This window comes from Elizabethkingia occulta, from assembly GCF_002023715.1.
Classification (GTDB): domain Bacteria; phylum Bacteroidota; class Bacteroidia; order Flavobacteriales; family Weeksellaceae; genus Elizabethkingia; species Elizabethkingia occulta.
Window position 1 is genome coordinate 121,056 of sequence record NZ_MAHX01000021.1, and the last position, 18,600, is coordinate 139,655.

An 18,600-nucleotide genomic window follows, 5' to 3' on the forward strand; every position below is an offset into this window, starting at 1 on the left:
AAATACACAACACTATGAAATTATTTGGAGCAGCCACTCTAGGCTTTGTACTTGTGGCACAGCTGGTATCAGCACAATTTAAGCAAGCACCGTTACCTTATGCTTATAATGCACTGGAAGGGTCAATCGATGCGCAAACAATGGAAATACATTACAGCAAGCATGGTGCAGCGTATGTAGCAAATTTAAATAAGGCTATCACCGGGACGCCATTGGAAAAGGAAAGTCTTGTGAAAATACTTTCCGGAATCTCTAAACAGACTCCGGCAATAAGAAATAATGCTGGTGGTCACTATAACCACGAGTTATTCTGGACAATCCTAACGCCTGAAAAGAATACACAACCATCTGAAAAACTAGCGAAAGCCATCAATCAATCTTTTGGAAGTTTTGATGCTTTTAAAGAAAAGATGAGCAAAGCCGGAGCAGATCGTTTTGGTTCAGGTTGGGCATGGCTTATTGTAACACCAGATAAGAAGTTAGCAGTTACTTCTACCGCAAATCAGGATAATCCACTAATGGATATTGCTGAGGTTAAGGGAATACCTGTACTGGGAATTGATGTATGGGAACATGCTTATTACCTGAAGTATCAGAATAAAAGAGCTGACTACTTAAGTGCAATATGGAATGTAATCAACTGGAAAGAGATTAATAAGAGATATGAAGCTGCTTTAAGTGGTAAAACTGAGTAATTTATATCTTGATTATAAGCTTTAAAAAAACACCACTGAGAATCAGTGGTGTTTTTATTTTGCCAGATTTAAAATGAAAGAATCGGATATTCCATATCGTGATAAAATAAGATTTTCCAATTTTCTTCTTTTGCCTGTTTTTCCCATTTTATACGATCCTGTAGTGCTTTTTTACCGTCAAAATCTGACTTATAAGCCAAATGATATTTAAAATAAGTACTCTGAGGTAGGTTATCTGCACCATAAAAAACAGTTTCACCAGCTTCTTTTATCCAAAAAACTTGATGAAAAGGAGAGTGCCCTCCGGTTACTTCAAAAAATATTTCTTCCGTAATCTTCCCGTTGTTTTGATCCATCCAGACGAGATTTGAATGCTGCGCAACAAAGCGTAATATATCCAAATCATACGAAGGAGTATTTTCTTTTGTGAGCGCAAAATTATATTCTCTTTCCTGAAGATATATTTGGGCTCCCGGAAAATTTAATTCCATACCTTCCGGAGTTCTGTTCACCAGCCCGCTGATATGATCCTTATGGAGATGGGAGAGTAATATCTTACTGATTTGCTCTGGTCTTATTCCGGATTCGGCAAGCTGTTGAAAGATTTTCTGTGTATTGTTGTCTTTCCATCCGGTTCCGGCATCCAATAATACATAGTCTTGTCCGGTGATAATAAGAAAGGGCTGAATGGCCATTTTTAATCCTGAGGATGTATCAGCATTTTCTAATAATACAAACTCTTTTTGAGCATTAACTGAAAAGTTACCTTCTTTTAAAGGGATAATCTTCATGTACTTTTTATGTTTTTCGTAATTAATTTAATTTTGATTTACTCCGGCTCTTTTAATGGTAAGGAAGAATGTAATAAAAATAACAAACAGAAGAAACAAGATAAAACCCATCCACGAAGTTGCGTGCAAAAGATAACCTGTTCCGCTTCCCAGTACACTGGAGCCAAGGTAATATACCAGCCAGTAAATAGATGTGGCCGAACTTTTACCTTCTTTAGCGTGCATAGCAACCATTCTGCTGGCCATAGTGTGTACAGCAAAAAATGAAAAAGTAAGCAGCGCAAGACCTATAATAAGTATATAAATCTGCCTGGAAAGTAACATTAGCGCACCCATAAACATACTGATAATAAAAGCTTTCAGAATATTTCCCGGTGCATATTTCTTAACCAGTCTGCTGGTAGCCATGGTGCCAAATACACCGAAAGTATACATTAGAAAAATAAACGCAACAAAGATATGATGCAATGAGAAAGGAGGAGCTTCCAGTCGGAATGTAAGATAATTGTACACGCTTACAAATACGCCCATCAGTAATGCTGCAATACCATATAATCTAAGCATATAGGGATCGGAGAGAAATCTTCTCATCTGTTTGAACTTCTGAATAAAATCAGTTTTCTGTGGCTTGAAAAAATGTGATTCCGGGAAAAATTTCCAGAATATCAGACCCAGTAATAAGCTTTCAAATCCTATAACCAGAACAGCCGTTTGCCAACCCAGTTCTCCGGAAACAATCGTTGCCAGTATTCTGCCACTCATACCTCCGATTGTATTACCACTTACATACATGCTAATGGCAAGTCCAACAATAGCCAGATCTACTTCTTCGGTGAGATAGGCAAGGGCTACAGCCGATACACCGGAAATTACAAAGCCTTTAACAACTCCGATTGCAATTAGTAAAGTAAGGCTTTCTATATAAGCAGAAATAATAGTAAGTACAGCTGATGATACCAATGAAAAGACCATTAGTTTTTTTCATGAAAACTGATCTGCTTTGAATGCAAAGAAAAAAAGACCCAGAGCCATTCCTATTGTGGCAGACGATACAAGTAGTGAGCTGTCACCAACGGAACGGTTAAAATGTGTTGTAACCATCGGAAGTAAAGGCTGGAACAGATAAAGCTGTGCAAATACAGATAGTCCCGAAAGAAAAATACACAGTTTAATATTCTTAAAGCGTTTGCTATCTTTTTTAGCCTTTACAATCGTATTCATTATAGATATCCGTAAGAAAACTCACGCTTTAGAGACGTCTTAGCTACGGTGGTGCTAATTTCTGGATATTTTCTAAATATGAAAAGCACTTTATTTGTAGATTATCTATACAGCATTTAGATAATTTTAATAGCTACATTCCTTCAAATTTTTAAAGTATTGATATTCAGGTTGTTTTCCGTAAGTGGTAAAATCTACAATAACCTCAGATGGCTCATGGATCAGGAAAATCTGGTAGAAAGCTTTATGTTCAGGCTTCTGAATTGTTCTGGTCGTAATGTTGTTGATCTGAATCAGCATACTAAAGACACTATTTGTTAGGAATAAATTAATACCTAAAGTTATCGACTATCATTTTTTTACCCAGAGAAAAATCTTAGTTATTTGAAAATATTCATTTTCTCATCATAAATAGGACTTTGTACGCCTAAAAAGTTTAGGACACTGTGAAAGACATTATTCTGAGAGAGTGTATTATTAGGTTTTAGCTGCTTCGAGCCATCGGATGTCCAAACTATAAAAGGAATTTCATACTGCTCTTTTGGAGCAATACTGATAGGAACTCCATGCATGTACAGGTTCTTTTCGCCTAAAGATTCTCCGTGATCCGACACATACATCATGGCACTGTTGTAGCCATTTAGTTGTTTCAGATCTTCAATTATACTGTGTAAAATATAGTCTGTGTAAACAATGGTATTATCATAAGCATTGATGAGTTCTTCTTTGGAACAGTTTCCTAATTCTACACTATTGCATACAGGTTTAAAGGCTTCAAATCTTGATGGATACTTCTTGCTGTAGGTAGGGCCATGGCTCGTGCTGGTATGCAGGACAATTAGTATTTTATTCTTCTTGCTAGCCATTATTTCTTCTTTTAAACCATTTAGAAGAACGCCGTCATATCCACAATCTTCACCTTTACATTTTGCTTCCAGACTCTCTTTGTTCTGGTAGTTTTTGATGTGCACAGGAGGCTCACCCCAATTGGTTGTTCTCCAGATTACATCTACATCATTTCGGTACAGATAATTTGGCAGGATTTCATACAGATCATCTGTATTTTTATGCTCCAAAATACATTTTACACCAGCAGTGGTATAGGTTGCACAAGATGTAGCATTATAGCTGTGTACACCTGGGGTTTTGGAAAGTAACGGATTTGTATTTTTTCCATAGCCATACAGTGAGAAATTCTCTCTTCTTGCAGATTCTCCAATGACCAAAACCATAACAGATTTTTGAGTATCTTTTATTGTTGCATTGGGTAATAGTATTTCTTTTTCATTCTTTTTGTAATCGTGGATATAGAAAAGCGAAAGGTTTACCGAGTACGACCAAGGCATTGCGAGGCCTCCCAATGTTTTTGAATTTTTATCAATCCATAGCCAGTTGCTTGCATTAGCAAATGCTAAGATAACCATGAATAGTAAGGTGAGTGAAGAGGTAATCAGAAATTTCTTTGGTTTCTCCTTTATAATCTTTGCTTTAATGATAAAGATAGATGGGAGGATTCCAAGTATAACAAGATATAATATCAGTTTAAAAGAGAAAAAGCTACTGGACTCTTCGTAATTGGTATTGAGTATATTACCAATCATGCTCTCATCTATTATTACACTATAGGTATCGATAAAATAAACAGCGAGAGAATTGATGATAAAAAATAACACCAATAAGACTTTCCCGGCAATACGCGAGAGAAAGAGGATGAGGTAAAAAGTGAAAAAGTTTGCAGCCAGCATTAGTATGACAAGGCTTATAATAATACTTACGCCGCTAAATGTTTTATAATCAACATTACCTACAACAAACTTGAAAAACGGAAGATGGAATAATAGAAAATTAAGAAAGCTTATTAATAATGAAAAATCTCGTAATTTTAAATTTCTTTTTAGCATATATATTGGTAATTATATGAAGTACAACCATAAGATTAATTAGTGATAAATAAAATATGATCAACTTTTCATTAATAAGCTTATTTATTAAAACAATACTACAAATTGCAATAACTAACATGAAAATAGGATAGTACCTTTTATCACTTATCCATATCCATGTTTTATATTTCTGATTGATAAATATACCTAAAATTCCCGATAGATAGCCAAGTACACCACCTGCAATAACATCTAAAGGATAATGTGCTCCAACACCTACTCTTGTAAAAGCAATCATTAGCCCTGCAAACGTAAATGTAGCGATCCAGATAATTTTATAATTTAGTTTTTTAGGCATAAACGAAAATAATAAAACAGTAAGGATCGTAAAAATAGTAATAGAGTGGCCGGAAGGTAAACTATTATGTCCTGTTAATGTTTTTCCTATAATCGTAAAGCTATTATTATCAAAAACTGCAGCGGGCCTTGGTACAGCAAATAAAGTCTTTATAGGGGTGCAGAATACTGCTGAAATTATTGAAGCGGTTATTAATGCACCCCATACTTTTGGTGCATAGACAATAAGAATCGTTAAAAATGATAAAAATACAAGTGCATCGCCCAACTGGGTAAGATTATACTGCAAACTTGGATATTGAGATAGTTTGGAATTGATCAGAAAAAATAATGGAGTCTGAAGTTGTATATAAGATCCAATATTTAGAGATCCTGTGATATAAAGAAAAAGAATACCTAAAGCGACCAGAATCACCGGCACATAAAATAAATATAGATGAAGTTTAATGTAATTATCAGTAGTAGTTTTGTGCATAGTGTTTAATTTTTAATCTAGTCTTCTTTATGGGCTGCAATGTACACAATATTAATTAATTATATAGTGTTTAATTTTTATATGTGTGTTGTTTTTCTCAATGTTGTTTAACTCTAATTTGTCTTTTTATACTACACTAACCTATGACATTATATTTTTTGCAAAAATAGGATGCGCTTGACTTAGTTGTATATTATTTAATGTTCATATTACAAGAGATTTAGGTTTAATAAGTTCACATCCGCTTAATACTTCTCTAACCTCTTACTTATAATGCTGCAAATAAACTATAATGTCCTCGAAAATTTAAATTTAAATGACGAACGGACATATAGAGATGACGTAATGCGTTTATTGAATATGAAATACTAAAAACATATGCTTAGTATCTATTTTCTAAGTTCATTATCAGAGGTTACGTCTATTTATTTAGCTGATTTCTAAAGTGAAAAGACATAAAGGAGGTAATATTTCATTTCAATAACGCAACATTGTTGCGTTATTGAAATGGAATTTATAGCTTTGTCCCCATATTAAAATATGATTATACATGAAGAATGCTGTTATTTTTTTAATGGGGAGTTGTTTTATTTCATACACTTCTGCCCTGAAAGCTCAGGAGAAAGTTACCGGAAAAGATCCGGTGAAAAATATTGAGTCAGTCAATGTATCCGGAAAACAAAACCTGGATGCACTGACTGTACCCAGAAAAACTTTAGATTTTATACAATCCGGGACACTTGGTGAAACTTTAAGTAAAATTCCGGGAATTCAGAATTCTTATTACGGACCCAATTCCGGAGCTCCTGTAATTCGGAGTCTTAGCGGGAACAGGGTAAGAGTATTGGAAAACGGAGTTGCAGTAAATGATCTCTCAGGCATTAGCCCGGATATAAATATTGATACCGAGATCAATAATGTACAGAGTATCACAGTATATAAAAGTTCGGCAGCAGTATTGTATGGTGGTAAAGCTATTGGTGGAGCTGTTGATTTGGAAACCGATTATATACCACGACAGCTCCCTGCAAAAGCTTTTGAATTCAGAGGATACCTGGAAGGTGGAACTAATAGTGGTCAGAGACAGGGATTTTCAGCGAAAGGTAAGGTTGGTAAAAACTGGGCATGGACAGTAGGCGCGAACAATTATAAACAGAACGTTGTCCGTATTCCCGGATTATCCAAGGATCCACGTTGTTATGATCCTCAGTTGGTAGGATTTGATAGCGGATTACAGGCAATGTGCCAGTTGGATGTACGTTCCAGAAATGTACTCAATAAAAGTCTTTTTCCATATATAGATCAGTTTGCAAAAGATCATTTTGTAGAATATGAACTTTCGGAAGACGATCTTTATACTTTCAGGTCAACCTATAGAAATTCGAAAGATGGAAAAGATTATCCAAATCCTAAAAACGATCTATACATCCCCGGACAGGATGCTACAAAAGACCGTTACAAAAGAGAGGTAAACAGTATAAAAGATTTGGGTCCCGTAAAAGATGGCGAGATTACAAACAGCCATTCGGAAAGCAATTCTTTTCATATTGGTACCGGTTATGTAGGGGAATCCTTTTATGTAGGAGCTGCTTATCAGAATTCTTACTCCTATTTTGGGGCTCCGGGCTATGCAATGCCAAAGATGCCAGAGCATTCACATGGTAATAAGCCTCAGGAAAAAATAGAATATCTTCCTATTAATGTAATGAGCTTAACGCATAAGGCTATGCTGGAATCCGCGTACAAATTCCGAAATTTTCCTTTGGCCAGCATAAAACTGAGCTATATGGGAGTGTTTTCTGAGAATACAGAAATGTTAGGCAGACGAAGAGCTAATCAACTTGATGTAAATCAGCATAACGGACGTGTGGAACTTGTGCAGCAAAAGATGAAATTCTTAACAGGAACCACTGGTGTGGAAGTGCAATACCGTGAAATGGATGGCAGCGGAAACCTGCGTTATTTACCTAATAATGTCAGTCGTGAAATAGGGTTCTATACGATGCAGCATCTTAACTTCAATTTTCTTGAATTCGATTTGGGATACCGCAACGACCATGTACAGAGAAGAGCGGATGCGGATAAAAATTATGTAAGAAGTCGTGGTATGTCTGGTGGAAAACTCTCAGACAGAGATTTTACACTAAATCAGTATCATGCGGGAATGACCTGGAATATATTTAAGAAAGGTTACCTGAAAGCACAGTATAATCACTCTGAAAGAGCTCCCGAAATAAATGAGCTTTATGCCGGAAACAATCATTATGCATTGATGGTAGAAGAAAACGGAGATGACAGACTAAACAAAGAGGTTGCTAAAACATGGGAAATTGGCGGCGGACTAAATCTGAAAAATGTACGACTGGCAGCCAGTTGGTATCATACAAAATATGATAATTATATTTATCTGGCTCATACAGGTATCTCCAGAGCCGGAGGATTTTCGGTAAAAGAATGGCGAAGTGATAACACGGAAATCAATGGTGTTGAAGCGGAAGCTGCTTACAAATTTGACCTCACTAAATTCGGAAAATGGGAAGTAGGTTCCTATTTCGACTTGGTACGAAATATTAGTGTAGCCGATTCTTCCATTAGAAAATGGAGTGATGGGGATTATATGCCTAATATGCCTACCAGCAGATTTGGATTTAATTTAGCGGGGGCTATTGACAGGTTTAGCCTTAATGTGTCTTTGGATCATTATATGAAACAAAAATATCTTGGGAAAAATATCAATCCGGAACTTCCTATGCCGGCATACTCCCTTTTAAATGCCCGTGTTTCTTATGAAAGCACACTGAGTAATTTCAATATTGAGTATTATGTTACCGGAAATAATCTGCTAAATGTTGAGGCCAGACCACAAAATTCACCACTGAAATTTCTGGCACCTTTACCAGGTATTAATATTTCTGTAGGTGTAAAGATAAAAGTGTAATATAATGTTATTACAAAAAAGCCTTGTCAGTTTTAAACTGACAAGGCTTTCTATTAGATTTAAATTCTAATGTTATTAATTACTATTTAACACATCTGGGGCAAACACCAGATAATACGAAGTTCATATCCTGTACTTTGTACTCCTTGGGCAGCTTATAAACAGGTTCTACATCTTCCAGACACGAAACTGTTCCGCATTGTGTACAGCTAAAGTGTGCATGGTTATGATGGTGCTGTGCATCACAATGATGACAGGCAGCAAACTTCTGATGGCCGTCTATATTAATAAATCGGTGTATATGTCCTTCTTCCGTTAATCTGTCCAGTACACGGTATATGGTAACTCTGTTGCACAATCCCGCCACCATTTTTTCTATTTCAGAATGAGACAGCGCAACTTCAGAGTGATCAATCAGTTCCAGAATTTTTGCTTTGGCAATCGTGTTTCTCATTTTTTTGAATATTTAATTTGCAATAGCGTTGCAAATGTAAAGATAAACTTTATTTTTCACAGTGAAATTAAATAGGAGGAGCTTGTTCTTTTGAATTATTTCAGCAGTAATTAAAATTGTTTTACATAGCCTATAGTAAATTGTTTATTGCTATATCCTGGAAAAAGAAAAGCCTGATGTTTGGCATTTTTGCCAATATGGATTTTATCATAAAGCCAATAGGATAGAGTAGTAGAAAGTATACCTATTCCGGCTCCTGCTGCAACATCACCCAACCAGTGCTTGTTATTATACATCCTGAGAACTCCTGTTCCTGTGGCAACGGCATAACCTGCAATACCAATCCAAGGAGAAACATCCCAGTATTCTCTGCGAAGAAATTCGGCAGAAGCAAAGGCTAAGGCAGTATGTCCGGATGGGAAAGATTGATTATTACTACCATCAGGTCTTTCCTGATGTGTTAGTTTTTTAGTAGGGACTACAATGGCTGTGGAAATTCCGATGGACATTGCATATACAATCAATTCTTTTTTTACCGAACTTTCCCCTTTTACGCCAAAGGCCTGAAGAGCAAAGACTGCAGTGCCGGGTACAAATTGAGTATAATTGTCAATAGTAGTTCTAAAAGTAGGATGGTCTTCTGTTATTTCGTTTCGGGTATCAAAATTTATTTTTTTGAACCATTTGGTTTCTGTCGCCAATACACCGTAAGTAATTAATACACCGGGGATGATAAAATGTTTGGGCTTTAACTGAAAAGAAGTATGCATGGGCAAACTATCTTTGATAATGATGTTATGGGTAATGCTTGTAACACTATCCTTGGTCTGTTTGTTGAGGCTGTCATTCTGTGCCGATATTGATATTGACACCAATAGAAAGATTAAGAATTTCATTCTTCAGTTTGTTTTAATTGAATTTTGTTTAATAAAGTTGGAAACACAATAAGCAAAAGGGGTAAGGCTACCAAAAATCCGCCAATCACCGCAATTGCAAGTGGCTGGTGCATCTGTGCTCCTGTTCCGATTCCTAAGGCAAGGGGCATTAAAGCGATAATAGCACCTAAAGCGGTCATTAGTTTTGGTCGAAGCCTTGTACTGATTGCATATATAAGAGCTTGTTCTTTTGTTTTGGAAGTAAGACTTTCATGGAATTGTAAATAGGTGAAAATGGCATTCTCTCCAATAATTCCTACCATCATAATTAATCCTGTATAGCTTCCTACATTAAGTGGAGTATTAGTAAGGAACAACAGCAATATTCCTCCGGAAATACCCAAAACAGAGATAAATAAAATAAGGAATGCTACAGTAATATTCCGGAAGAGAAAAAGCATTACAGAAAATACAAGTAAGCAGGAGATTCCAAGAATAATTAAGAGTTCTTTGAAGGATCTTTGTTGTTCTGCATATGCACCACCATAGACAATATTATAACCAGTAGGAAGTTTTATTTTCTGCTCAATTTGTTTCTGAATTTCTTTAATCGTACCACCTAAATCACCATTATCCAATCTGGCAGTTACGATTCCTAAAGTTTGTAAATCTTCTCTATTGACTTCCGCAGAACCGCTGGTAATATTGACTGTTGCAAATTCACTTAGTGGTTTTAGCGTTCCGTTGGGTAGAGAGATCATACTGTTATTAATATCACTAAGAGACTGATTGGTTCTGTTGTTATATAGTAGTCTGATAGGAGTGAACTGAACCTGGTCAAAAATATTACCGGCAACATTTCCGTCTAAATTTGCCTGAAGCTGTCTTTGAAAATCCGGTAAAGGAATCTGATATTGGGCCAGAGTTTGTAGTTTAGGAGTAACAATCATTGAAGGGCCTGCGATAACAATCCCATCAAACACATCAGCAGTACCATTTACTTTAGCAACAATGTCAGAAACTTTTTTAGAATAATCTTCAATAACTTTTTGATCAGTACCAAAAATTTTAATTTCAATAGGCTGTACACTACTCATGAGATCACCCAACATATCTGAAATCACCTGCCCGAAATCTACCGTTAAAGGAAGTCCTGAAACCTCTATTTTTGAACGGATATCATCTGTAACTTCTGCAGTTGTTTTATTTCGGTTCTTTTTTAGCTGGATCAGATAATCTCCGGTATTAGGCTCTGTAATAAAAAATCCCATTTGTGTCCCTGTTCTTCTACTGTAAGCTGCAACGTCGGGATTAGAAACTATAATTTTTTCTACTATTTTTAGCTCTCGGTCTGTTTCTTCTAATGAAGTTCCCGGCGGAGATTTATAATCCAATACAATACTGCCTTCATCCATTTCTGGTAAAAAACCTGTACTGATATTAGGTAAAATAAAAACAGTACTCATAATAAGCAATACGATGAAAATATAACTGAAGATAGGTTTATGGATAAAGAAACCTACCCATTTTCTTTCTTTTACATCATGATGCTGAAGATTTTTTTCTTTTATTTTTACCGAAGAAAAAAGCAAATAAACGATAGGCAGCAGTAACCACGTAGCAAAAAAAGAACAGACTAAAGTAATGATCATTGTGTTGGTCATGACTTTAAAATAAGCTCCGGCAACACCACTCATCAGGGTGAAAGGTAAAAATATAACAATAGTACTTAATGAAGAGCCTACCATTGCCTTTAATAAATAATTAATAGCTTTCTGTACCAGTGATCTGGATGATTCTTCGGGATGCTCTTCGTGGGTACGGTGTATCTGTTCTACCACAACAATAGCATCGTCTATAATAAGACCTATTGCAGCAGCTATAGCTCCTAAGGTCATAATATTGAAGGTCTCACCGATAGCATATAATACCAGTAGTGTAAGGCTTAAAGTAATAGGAATTGTAATTAATATAACGGCACTGGCTTTCCAGGATCGTAAAAATATAACAGCTACAATAATGGCTAATAGAAGGCCTATCCATAAGGCATCTGTTACGCTTTTAATAGAATCATTTACAAAGTCTGCCTGAACGTAATAAGGCTTTAATACAACATCTTTGGTCAACGTTTTTTGCAAATCATTAATTTTTGCATTCATTGCCTTGGTCAATTCTACAACATTTGCATTGGGCTGTTGAATCACCGCAATCAAAATACTTTCTTTTCCGTTAGCATTAACTTTGATGTATTGCTTTGCCTGATGAATATTAATGTCAGCAATATCTCCTAATAGCACAATTCTGTTCCCGTTGTTGCTGATGACCAGGTTTTTAAGCTGATTTTCGTTGCGAATCTGTGCATCGGTAAGGGTTAGGTATAAATATCTGAAATCAGAGGAATATCCATTAGACTTAATAAAGTTTGTATTGTTTATAGCCTGTTCAACTGTAGTTGAGGTAATTCCCAAACGGGCCATCATTTGCTGGTTCATCACTACCCGAAACTCTTTATCTTGTCCGCCTATTACTCTTATTTCACTTACTCCGGGAACCTGAGAAAGAAATGGCTTAATTGTATAAAGAGCAAGCTGTTTAAGAGCTATAGGGTCTTTGGTATCAGAGTTTAAAGAATATCCCATTACCGGCAGAATGGAGGGATTCATTTTTTCTACGGTGATATTAGTCTCCGGAGGTAATTGATTTCTGACCTCATTGATGCTGCTTTCTACCTGTTGTTTTGCCAGACCTACATTAACATTCCAGGAAAGAAATGCTGATATTTCGCAGCTTCCCCGGCTGGTGGTACTTTTAAGGATCTGCAGGTCGGGAACTTTCTTTATGGCATTTTCCAATACTTTTGTAACCCCTACAGTCATCTGGCTAATGGGCTGCTGCCCTACATCTGCAATGATCTTTATTTTGGGAAAAGTAACTTGCGGAAATAAAGCAGATTGTATTTTGGTGTAAGAATAGATGCCGCCTGTAAGGATTAGAAAAATCAGAATCAATAAGGGGCTTCTGTAGGTTACAAAAAATGACTTTTTCATCTGATTATTGTTTTTTTATTTTTACTATTGCAGTATCGCTTAATCCAAAGTTTCCGGAAGTAACAACTCTGTCTTTTGTTGAGAGATTTCCCGATATGATCTGGATATATTCATCGGTTTCTGCGCCTTTTACAATAGGTGTTTTTACAGCAGTGGTGTCATTAAGCATTTTCATTACCCAAAAAGAAGACTGTGTTTCATCACTTAGTACTGCCATTTTAGGAACTGTTAACCCGAAGGCTGTTGATTTGGAAAAGCTAACTGTACCAATTAAATTTTCCGGGATATTGTCGCTGTGAGGAACTTTTAAAAGAACCTTTACTGTTTGGGATACGGGATCTACTGTAGGCATTACTTTGGCGACTTTAGCAGGTAAACTGCTGCCATCGGGTAATTTTACCGATAGAGAGCTTTTATCTTTTATCAGTTGTAAATATTCATAGGGTACATCTACTACAAATCCGAAGCTGGAAGCATCAGTAATAGTTGCCAGAATTTCTCCATCCTGTACATAATCACCTATCTGATGGTTTAACATGACTACATATCCTGTTGCAGGACTAACTACGGTTGTTGTTCCGTTAAATCTGAAAGATTTGTCCAGTTTGTTAATGGTATTACCCAAAGCTCTGGCTTCTTTGGTTTGTAATCCAAAAAGGACAGAACCCTGAGTTATTCGATCACCAAGCCTTACTTTCATACTGATGATATAACCGGTACTATTCGCCTTTGCATCCGATTTTAGCAAATAGGTTGCTGTTGCATTCAGTGTAACGTTATTGTCAAGATGAATTGTATCGGATGGATATGCAACATTTACTTCCGTTTTGGGCTTGGCATCAGGTTTTGCTTCTTCAGCAGAGGGTGCCTCATTTTTTTTGCAGCTAAGTATAGAAACACTAAATAATATGAGGTATAAAAACTTTTTCATGACTATTGAATGATTAAATATTGCATTTGATTTTGCAGATTGAATAAAGTCGACTTATACTGGATGATATTGCCTTTAAGGCTAAGTAAATTATTGATCGACAAAATAAAGTCTACCATCCGAACATCTCCGGTAGGTAGTTGTTTGGCGTTGGCTTCTACCAAAGTCTTTGCATAATTAATCTGTTGATTGGCTGTTTCGATCATCTTGTAATATTGATCCATCTGATTCTGGATCTGAAAAATCTGCTGTTGGTACTGTCTTTCTGTTTGTTCCAGATATTTTTGACGTGTTTGTAATGCCAGCTGGTTTTGTTGTAGAAGCATTTTCTTCTGATGCCCATCGTATATAGGAATTGAAACGCCCACACCAACTCCTAATCCAAAATTTTTATAAGCAGTCTGGGCGAATGAACTCTGATATCCTCCATCGGAAAATGCCATTATTTTTGGCTTATAGTTGTATTTTATAATTTCGCTATCATTGGCAATTTTCAGACTATCAGCTTTAAATGACTGAGTATATAAACTTTCTTTAAAACTAACAGGAGAAAGTATCTTTTTGATATGAGGCTCCTCCAAAGGAGGAAATCGGGTATCTACAATACCACATAAATAATTCAGGAGGGCATAATTGCTTTGCCATTCTGCTTGCTGCTGCTGTAAAGTAAGCTCATTTTGCTGTAAAGTAACCTTAAAAGTAAGATAGTCCGTTTGTTTAAAAACAGAGCTCTGTGTCAATTTTTTCAGGATTATATCTTCCTGATTGAGTAGACTGATTATTTCCCTGCTTAATTCATAGCGCTGCTGACTGGAATAAGTTGCAATATACTGATCGGTAATCTGTTTATTTAGCGTTTGGATGCTTAGATTTTTTTGTACTAAAATTTGTCCAATATTTGCGTCATAGGCTTTTAACCTTGTATTAAGATTATTTCGGCTGATAAATTCTTTTACAACTCTTACACCTGTAAACAAGGATTGCCCATTGGTTAGGGCATTGTCGTACCCCCATCCTTTGATATTAGGTGAATACCCGGCAGTAGCTTCTCCGGTAACAATAAAACCATAAGTAGCTCTTAATTTCAGGCTGTCAATTTTATTGGAGGTTACCTGATTGTTGTAATCATTGAGCAGCGGACTATTTGTCTGTGCCGCTTTAATAAAATAAGATAAGGCAGGCGCAGTTTGTGCTTTTACTGAAAAGCAGAGCGATAAAGTAATCAAAACCGAAAACCATCGAACGGGATATTTATAAATAGTGTCCATACAGACTATTTCAAATTGTTGATCCAAAGATGGGATCCAATTCTGTTGAGATTCTGAATTTTTGAATTTTGGATTGTTTTTTAATCAGAAATTAATAAACAAAAAAACCGGTTATTTCTAACCGATTCCTTATCAATATTTTATTTTCTATGAGGTTAATCCTTTTTTAATTCAACAAAATTACCTTTAACATCGAATAATGCATCTCCAGATTTTACTTCGGCTTCATAAAGAACTGAGCCATTTGCCTTGGTAATTTTAGCAGCCTCTTTTATAGTACCTAGCTTGTGCTGCACGATGTATTGAGGTACCGAAGCAGGAAGTTGGTCGGGAGTTATTTCAACTTCACTTTCTTCCAATGTGCCAGCTGCGGTATATAATACGCTCATTTTTTTTCCGTTTTGCTTAAAACCAGCTTCATATTTTCCAGCTTCTTTTTCCCATTTTGGTTTAATGCTCGGATGATTTTTTTGAAATGCCTGCTCTACAGCCAAAGGAACTTTAATATTTTCACTTTTTTTTTGTGCTAATGCCGCTGTACTAAATCCTGTTGCAAATAGCAACGCTAAAATTGTCATTTTCATTTTACATTTTTTTTTAATTGATGTTGTAAAACTCAGTAGACATTCTGTAGAGATCCTGAATTTTTTTAAATCATTAGCAATTAATTGAAATTAATAGTAAACAGGTGCATATGATCTATAAACTGGTATTGAATATTGTAATGATACAAGTCACATATCTTTTTGCTTATTTCAAGGCCCAGTCCAATGCTATTGGTGTTTTTTGATTGTTTTTTAAAGCGTTGGAATAGTTCTTTTTCATTGAGCTCTTCCTTTCCATAATTGGCAATAATGAGTTTTTGATGAGATGTTTTTACAGAAACTATACCGGTGCTTTCAGAGTGTCTTATGGCATTGGATAAAATATTTCCAATTAAAATATCAATAAGAATCGGATTGGCAATAACTTCAATTTCGCTGTCCATCTTAACTTCCCAATGTATATTTTTTTGTGAAGCCGGCTCATCATATTGGTTCAGTAATTTTTGAATACGAGTGCTAATTTTTAGTTTTTCAGTATCCGGAAACTGATTGTTTTCGATTTTAGTAAGCAATAATAAAGTACGGTTAAGGCGCTGCATTTTGTTTCCGGCCATGGAAATTCCTTCAATCAATTCGGCCTGCTCCAGAGAAATGGGAGAAGTCTGCATAAGCAGTTCTATGTTGCTTTGCATGACTGCTATAGGAGTTTGAAGTTCATGCGATGCATTCTCTGTAAACTCCTTTTGTGTTTTATATAGTTTCTGGTTACGCTTTATAAGGGTCTTAATAGAATCTCCTAAATTTTTAAACTCTTCAATATTGGTAGGCATAAATTGATAATCATTATTGCTATCTACCCTATAAAGACTTAGCTTATGAACGATATCGTTAAAGGGTTTCCAAAGTTTTTTAGAGAGTTGAAAATTAATAGCAACTAAACCTGACAATAAAACTACAACCAGAATTAATTGTAGCACCAATATGCTATTGAGTAGGTCTTCATCCTCAATCATAGATTTCTGAATCCTTATTTCATATGCTTTACCATTAATAATTGTGTTTGAAATAGAAATCCGGTGCATAACTGTTTCGTTGTCATCGGGTATAAAAACGGGCTGATTGTATAAAGAGTCAAAAATTTTAGGATTATTTGACTGGCGGACAATAATGCTGTTTTCAAAGGAAATAAAATTATCAGGTTTTGTCGTTTTTAACTGTTTTTCGATCCAGACTTTTTGATGGTTTATGTTTTCATCCAGACTTTTCAGCATCAGGTATCTCAAGGAAAAATAGAATACAGGAACGGCTATTAATAAAATAATAATAGCATAAACAACATAACGGCGTGATATGTAGTTGATCAGTTTCATCTAGTATTCAAATTTATATCCCATCCCATAAATAGACTTTAGGTAGTCATTACAGCCTACGGTTGCAAGCTTTTTTTTCATGTTCTTAATATGAGCATATATAAAATCATAATTGTCATAAACATCCGCATTTTCTCCGGAGAGGTGCTCTGCAATTGCTGTTTTGGAAAGAACCCGATTTTTATTAATGGTAAAATAGAGCAGTAGGTCATATTCTTTTCTGGTGAAATCGATTGTCTGATTGTTGGCAGTAACCGTTTTGGCCAATGTGTCAATGGTAATTTCATGAAATACCAGAATATTGCCACCATTAAATCTTCGACGACGTATTACAGCAGCAATACGTGCGCTTAGTTCTGATAAATGAAAAGGTTTCGGAATATAGTCATCTGCACCCAGGGTTAATCCTACTATTTTGTCATCAATAGAATCTTTGGCGGAAATAATAATTACACCATCAGTTTTGTCATTTTCTTTTAAAACCTTTAAAATATTCAATCCATTACCGTCAGGTAGAGAAATGTCAAGTAGAATGCAGTCATAATCATACGAGTCTACCTTTTCAATCGCAGTATTGAAGTTTGTGGCTATTTCACAGAGATAATTTTCCTGCTTCAGATAGGCGACAATGCTTTTGCTCAATGCAATTTCGTCCTCAATAATGAGTATTTTCATACTGTCATTTTATTCAAAAATAGAATTAAAATCTGAATGAAAACTGAATTTATGAAAATATTAATTACAACGAGAAATATTTAACAGGGAATAGTAATATATCCCGCAAATGCTTTATTAGATCAGTTTTTCTTTTAATCACCACCATTATACTTAAGGGATTTTCACTACTTTTAAACTCTGAATTTTCACTATGAATTCTATCTCTGTACTTCATATGAGCCTCTTTCAGGAGGATAATACGGTTTCTGGTTTTTATTTTAATACCATGAAAGGTCATCTGAAGAGTAGTCATAAGCATATTGAAAAGCCTCACCGCCATGATTTTTATGTGACTGTACTATTTACGCATGGAAGCGGAGTACATGAAATTGACTTTCAAAGTTATGACGTCCAACCTGGTAGTTTATTCTTCCTTTCACCAGGGCAGATACACAGTTGGGAGCTTTCGGACGATACGGAAGGTTATATCTTCTTTTTTTCACAGGAATACTATAACATGCATTATGTGAATCAGAAACTAAAAAGCTTTCCTTTTTTTGCGTCGGTATCCTTTCCCAGAAAACTCCAGTTGGATACTCAGAACTTGAAGAAAATTAATTTTCTGTTTACAGAGCTTCAGGAAGAAAGTCTACAGGAGAACCTGATGCAGAAAGAGAATATTCTGGCTCTTATTACTAGGGTTTATATTCAGTCCACAAGACTATTTTCAAAAGATCAGCAACTACTAAACCCAGGTAGTGTTTTTTCATATATCCACCATTATCAGCAGTTCGAAGCGCTTTTAGAAGAGCATTTCCTGACCCAGAAATCCAGTTCTTATTATGCAGATTTGCTGGGAATTACGGCTAAGCATCTTAATCGCATTACGCAGACAATAGTACAAAAAAAGGCTTCCGATGTTATTACCGAAAGGGTAATACTGGAAGCCAAAAGAATGTTGATTTATGTGAACGAAAGCCTTACAGATATTGCTTTTAAACTGGGCTTTGAGGAGTACTCCTATTTCTCAAGAGTATTTAGTAAAAATACAGGAGAGACTCCTTCGCATTTCGTTCTGAGGCACAAATCATAG

At 35.7% G+C, this 18,600-nt stretch carries 17 protein-coding genes; 3 read left to right on the forward strand and 14 right to left on the reverse strand.

The genetic code is table 11. The annotated features are described in order from the left end of the window. Positions 1-14 precede the first annotated feature (14 nt). Positions 15-695 (forward strand): superoxide dismutase, encoded by a 681-nt coding sequence (locus BAZ10_RS17610; RefSeq protein ID WP_078773149.1) that lies wholly within the window; start codon positions 15-17, stop codon positions 693-695. A 68-nt stretch (positions 696-763) separates the two neighbouring features. On the opposite strand, the gene BAZ10_RS17615 is transcribed toward BAZ10_RS17610, so the two are convergent. The 6 genes from BAZ10_RS17615 to BAZ10_RS17630 all read right to left on the reverse strand — a co-directional run bounded on the left by BAZ10_RS17615 (position 764) and on the right by BAZ10_RS17630 (position 5,422). Beyond that, the gene (locus BAZ10_RS17615; RefSeq protein WP_078773150.1) at positions 764-1,486 is read right to left on the reverse strand and encodes an MBL fold metallo-hydrolase; all 723 of its coding nucleotides are present in this window, start codon (positions 1,484-1,486) and stop codon (positions 764-766) included. 27 nt (positions 1,487-1,513) lie between these two features. Then, positions 1,514-2,458 carry an MFS transporter gene (locus BAZ10_RS17620; protein WP_245803860.1) on the reverse strand — a complete coding sequence of 315 codons (945 nt, stop codon included), beginning with the start codon at positions 2,456-2,458 and terminating at the stop codon, positions 1,514-1,516. 9 nt (positions 2,459-2,467) lie between these two features. Continuing rightward, positions 2,468-2,707, reverse strand: a complete 240-nt coding sequence (locus BAZ10_RS19320) for a hypothetical protein (RefSeq protein ID WP_245803861.1) — start codon at positions 2,705-2,707, stop codon at positions 2,468-2,470. 126 nt (positions 2,708-2,833) lie between these two features. After that, a complete protein-coding gene (locus BAZ10_RS18860) occupies positions 2,834-3,007 on the reverse strand; it encodes a hypothetical protein (protein WP_245803862.1) in 174 nt (57 codons plus the stop codon). An 80-nt stretch (positions 3,008-3,087) separates the two neighbouring features. Next, positions 3,088-4,608: a phosphoethanolamine--lipid A transferase EptA gene (eptA, locus tag BAZ10_RS17625; protein ID WP_078773151.1), complete on the reverse strand. Its 1,521-nt coding sequence runs from the start codon at positions 4,606-4,608 to the stop codon at positions 3,088-3,090. Then, positions 4,553-5,422: a phosphatase PAP2 family protein gene (locus BAZ10_RS17630; RefSeq protein ID WP_078773152.1), complete on the reverse strand. Its 870-nt coding sequence runs from the start codon at positions 5,420-5,422 to the stop codon at positions 4,553-4,555. The genes eptA and BAZ10_RS17630 overlap by 56 nt, the downstream gene beginning before the upstream one ends. A gap of 550 nt (positions 5,423-5,972) precedes the next feature. Between BAZ10_RS17630 and BAZ10_RS17635 the strand changes: the two genes are divergently transcribed. Continuing rightward, on the forward strand, positions 5,973-8,360 hold the full coding sequence (locus BAZ10_RS17635; protein ID WP_078773153.1) for a TonB-dependent receptor: 2,388 nt from the start codon (positions 5,973-5,975) through the stop codon (positions 8,358-8,360). 82 nt (positions 8,361-8,442) lie between these two features. Here BAZ10_RS17635 and BAZ10_RS17640 read toward each other — a convergent pair whose 3' ends face one another. The 8 genes from BAZ10_RS17640 to BAZ10_RS17675 form a co-directional block, all read right to left on the reverse strand. Next, complete coding sequence (locus BAZ10_RS17640; protein ID WP_059323622.1) at positions 8,443-8,814, reverse strand: Fur family transcriptional regulator; 372 nt, start codon at positions 8,812-8,814, stop codon at positions 8,443-8,445. Between the two features lie 110 nt (positions 8,815-8,924). Continuing rightward, positions 8,925-9,710 carry a phosphatase PAP2 family protein gene (locus BAZ10_RS17645; RefSeq protein WP_078773154.1) on the reverse strand — a complete coding sequence of 262 codons (786 nt, stop codon included), beginning with the start codon at positions 9,708-9,710 and terminating at the stop codon, positions 8,925-8,927. Beyond that, positions 9,707-12,736 carry an efflux RND transporter permease subunit gene (locus tag BAZ10_RS17650; RefSeq protein ID WP_078773155.1) on the reverse strand — a complete coding sequence of 1,010 codons (3,030 nt, stop codon included), beginning with the start codon at positions 12,734-12,736 and terminating at the stop codon, positions 9,707-9,709. The genes BAZ10_RS17645 and BAZ10_RS17650 overlap by 4 nt, the downstream gene beginning before the upstream one ends. Before the next feature lie 4 nt (positions 12,737-12,740). Then, positions 12,741-13,667: an efflux RND transporter periplasmic adaptor subunit gene (locus tag BAZ10_RS17655; RefSeq protein WP_078773156.1), complete on the reverse strand. Its 927-nt coding sequence runs from the start codon at positions 13,665-13,667 to the stop codon at positions 12,741-12,743. 2 nt (positions 13,668-13,669) lie between these two features. Continuing rightward, positions 13,670-14,935 (reverse strand): TolC family protein, encoded by a 1,266-nt coding sequence (locus BAZ10_RS17660; RefSeq protein ID WP_078773157.1) that lies wholly within the window; start codon positions 14,933-14,935, stop codon positions 13,670-13,672. 155 nt (positions 14,936-15,090) lie between these two features. Then, on the reverse strand, positions 15,091-15,519 hold the full coding sequence (locus tag BAZ10_RS17665; protein ID WP_078773158.1) for a hypothetical protein: 429 nt from the start codon (positions 15,517-15,519) through the stop codon (positions 15,091-15,093). A gap of 80 nt (positions 15,520-15,599) precedes the next feature. After that, positions 15,600-16,850 carry a sensor histidine kinase gene (locus BAZ10_RS17670; protein ID WP_078773159.1) on the reverse strand — a complete coding sequence of 417 codons (1,251 nt, stop codon included), beginning with the start codon at positions 16,848-16,850 and terminating at the stop codon, positions 15,600-15,602. Further along, complete coding sequence (locus BAZ10_RS17675) at positions 16,851-17,525, reverse strand: response regulator transcription factor (RefSeq protein WP_078773160.1); 675 nt, start codon at positions 17,523-17,525, stop codon at positions 16,851-16,853. It lies immediately after the preceding gene. A 193-nt stretch (positions 17,526-17,718) separates the two neighbouring features. On the opposite strand from BAZ10_RS17675, the gene BAZ10_RS17680 reads away from it, so the two are divergent. After that, entirely contained in the window at positions 17,719-18,600 is an 882-nt protein-coding gene (locus BAZ10_RS17680; protein WP_078773161.1) for an AraC family transcriptional regulator, read from the forward strand.

What these genes read in the sequence shown, in the direction of transcription:
- BAZ10_RS17610 (WP_078773149.1), top strand. Translation starts at nt 15, where the DNA reads ATGAAATTATTTGGAGCAGCCACTCTAGGCTTTGTACTTGTGGCACAG.
- BAZ10_RS17615 (WP_078773150.1), bottom strand. Translation starts at nt 1,486, where the DNA reads ATGAAGATTATCCCTTTAAAAGAAGGTAACTTTTCAGTTAATGCTCAA.
- BAZ10_RS17620 (WP_245803860.1), bottom strand. Translation starts at nt 2,458, where the DNA reads ATGGTCTTTTCATTGGTATCATCAGCTGTACTTACTATTATTTCTGCT.
- BAZ10_RS19320 (WP_245803861.1), bottom strand. Translation starts at nt 2,707, where the DNA reads ATGAATACGATTGTAAAGGCTAAAAAAGATAGCAAACGCTTTAAGAAT.
- BAZ10_RS18860 (WP_245803862.1), bottom strand. Translation starts at nt 3,007, where the DNA reads ATGCTGATTCAGATCAACAACATTACGACCAGAACAATTCAGAAGCCT.
- eptA (WP_078773151.1), bottom strand. Translation starts at nt 4,608, where the DNA reads ATGCTAAAAAGAAATTTAAAATTACGAGATTTTTCATTATTAATAAGC.
- BAZ10_RS17630 (WP_078773152.1), bottom strand. Translation starts at nt 5,422, where the DNA reads ATGCACAAAACTACTACTGATAATTACATTAAACTTCATCTATATTTA.
- BAZ10_RS17635 (WP_078773153.1), top strand. Translation starts at nt 5,973, where the DNA reads ATGAAGAATGCTGTTATTTTTTTAATGGGGAGTTGTTTTATTTCATAC.
- BAZ10_RS17640 (WP_059323622.1), bottom strand. Translation starts at nt 8,814, where the DNA reads ATGAGAAACACGATTGCCAAAGCAAAAATTCTGGAACTGATTGATCAC.
- BAZ10_RS17645 (WP_078773154.1), bottom strand. Translation starts at nt 9,710, where the DNA reads ATGAAATTCTTAATCTTTCTATTGGTGTCAATATCAATATCGGCACAG.
- BAZ10_RS17650 (WP_078773155.1), bottom strand. Translation starts at nt 12,736, where the DNA reads ATGAAAAAGTCATTTTTTGTAACCTACAGAAGCCCCTTATTGATTCTG.
- BAZ10_RS17655 (WP_078773156.1), bottom strand. Translation starts at nt 13,667, where the DNA reads ATGAAAAAGTTTTTATACCTCATATTATTTAGTGTTTCTATACTTAGC.
- BAZ10_RS17660 (WP_078773157.1), bottom strand. Translation starts at nt 14,935, where the DNA reads ATGGACACTATTTATAAATATCCCGTTCGATGGTTTTCGGTTTTGATT.
- BAZ10_RS17665 (WP_078773158.1), bottom strand. Translation starts at nt 15,519, where the DNA reads ATGAAAATGACAATTTTAGCGTTGCTATTTGCAACAGGATTTAGTACA.
- BAZ10_RS17670 (WP_078773159.1), bottom strand. Translation starts at nt 16,850, where the DNA reads ATGAAACTGATCAACTACATATCACGCCGTTATGTTGTTTATGCTATT.
- BAZ10_RS17675 (WP_078773160.1), bottom strand. Translation starts at nt 17,525, where the DNA reads ATGAAAATACTCATTATTGAGGACGAAATTGCATTGAGCAAAAGCATT.
- BAZ10_RS17680 (WP_078773161.1), top strand. Translation starts at nt 17,719, where the DNA reads ATGAATTCTATCTCTGTACTTCATATGAGCCTCTTTCAGGAGGATAAT.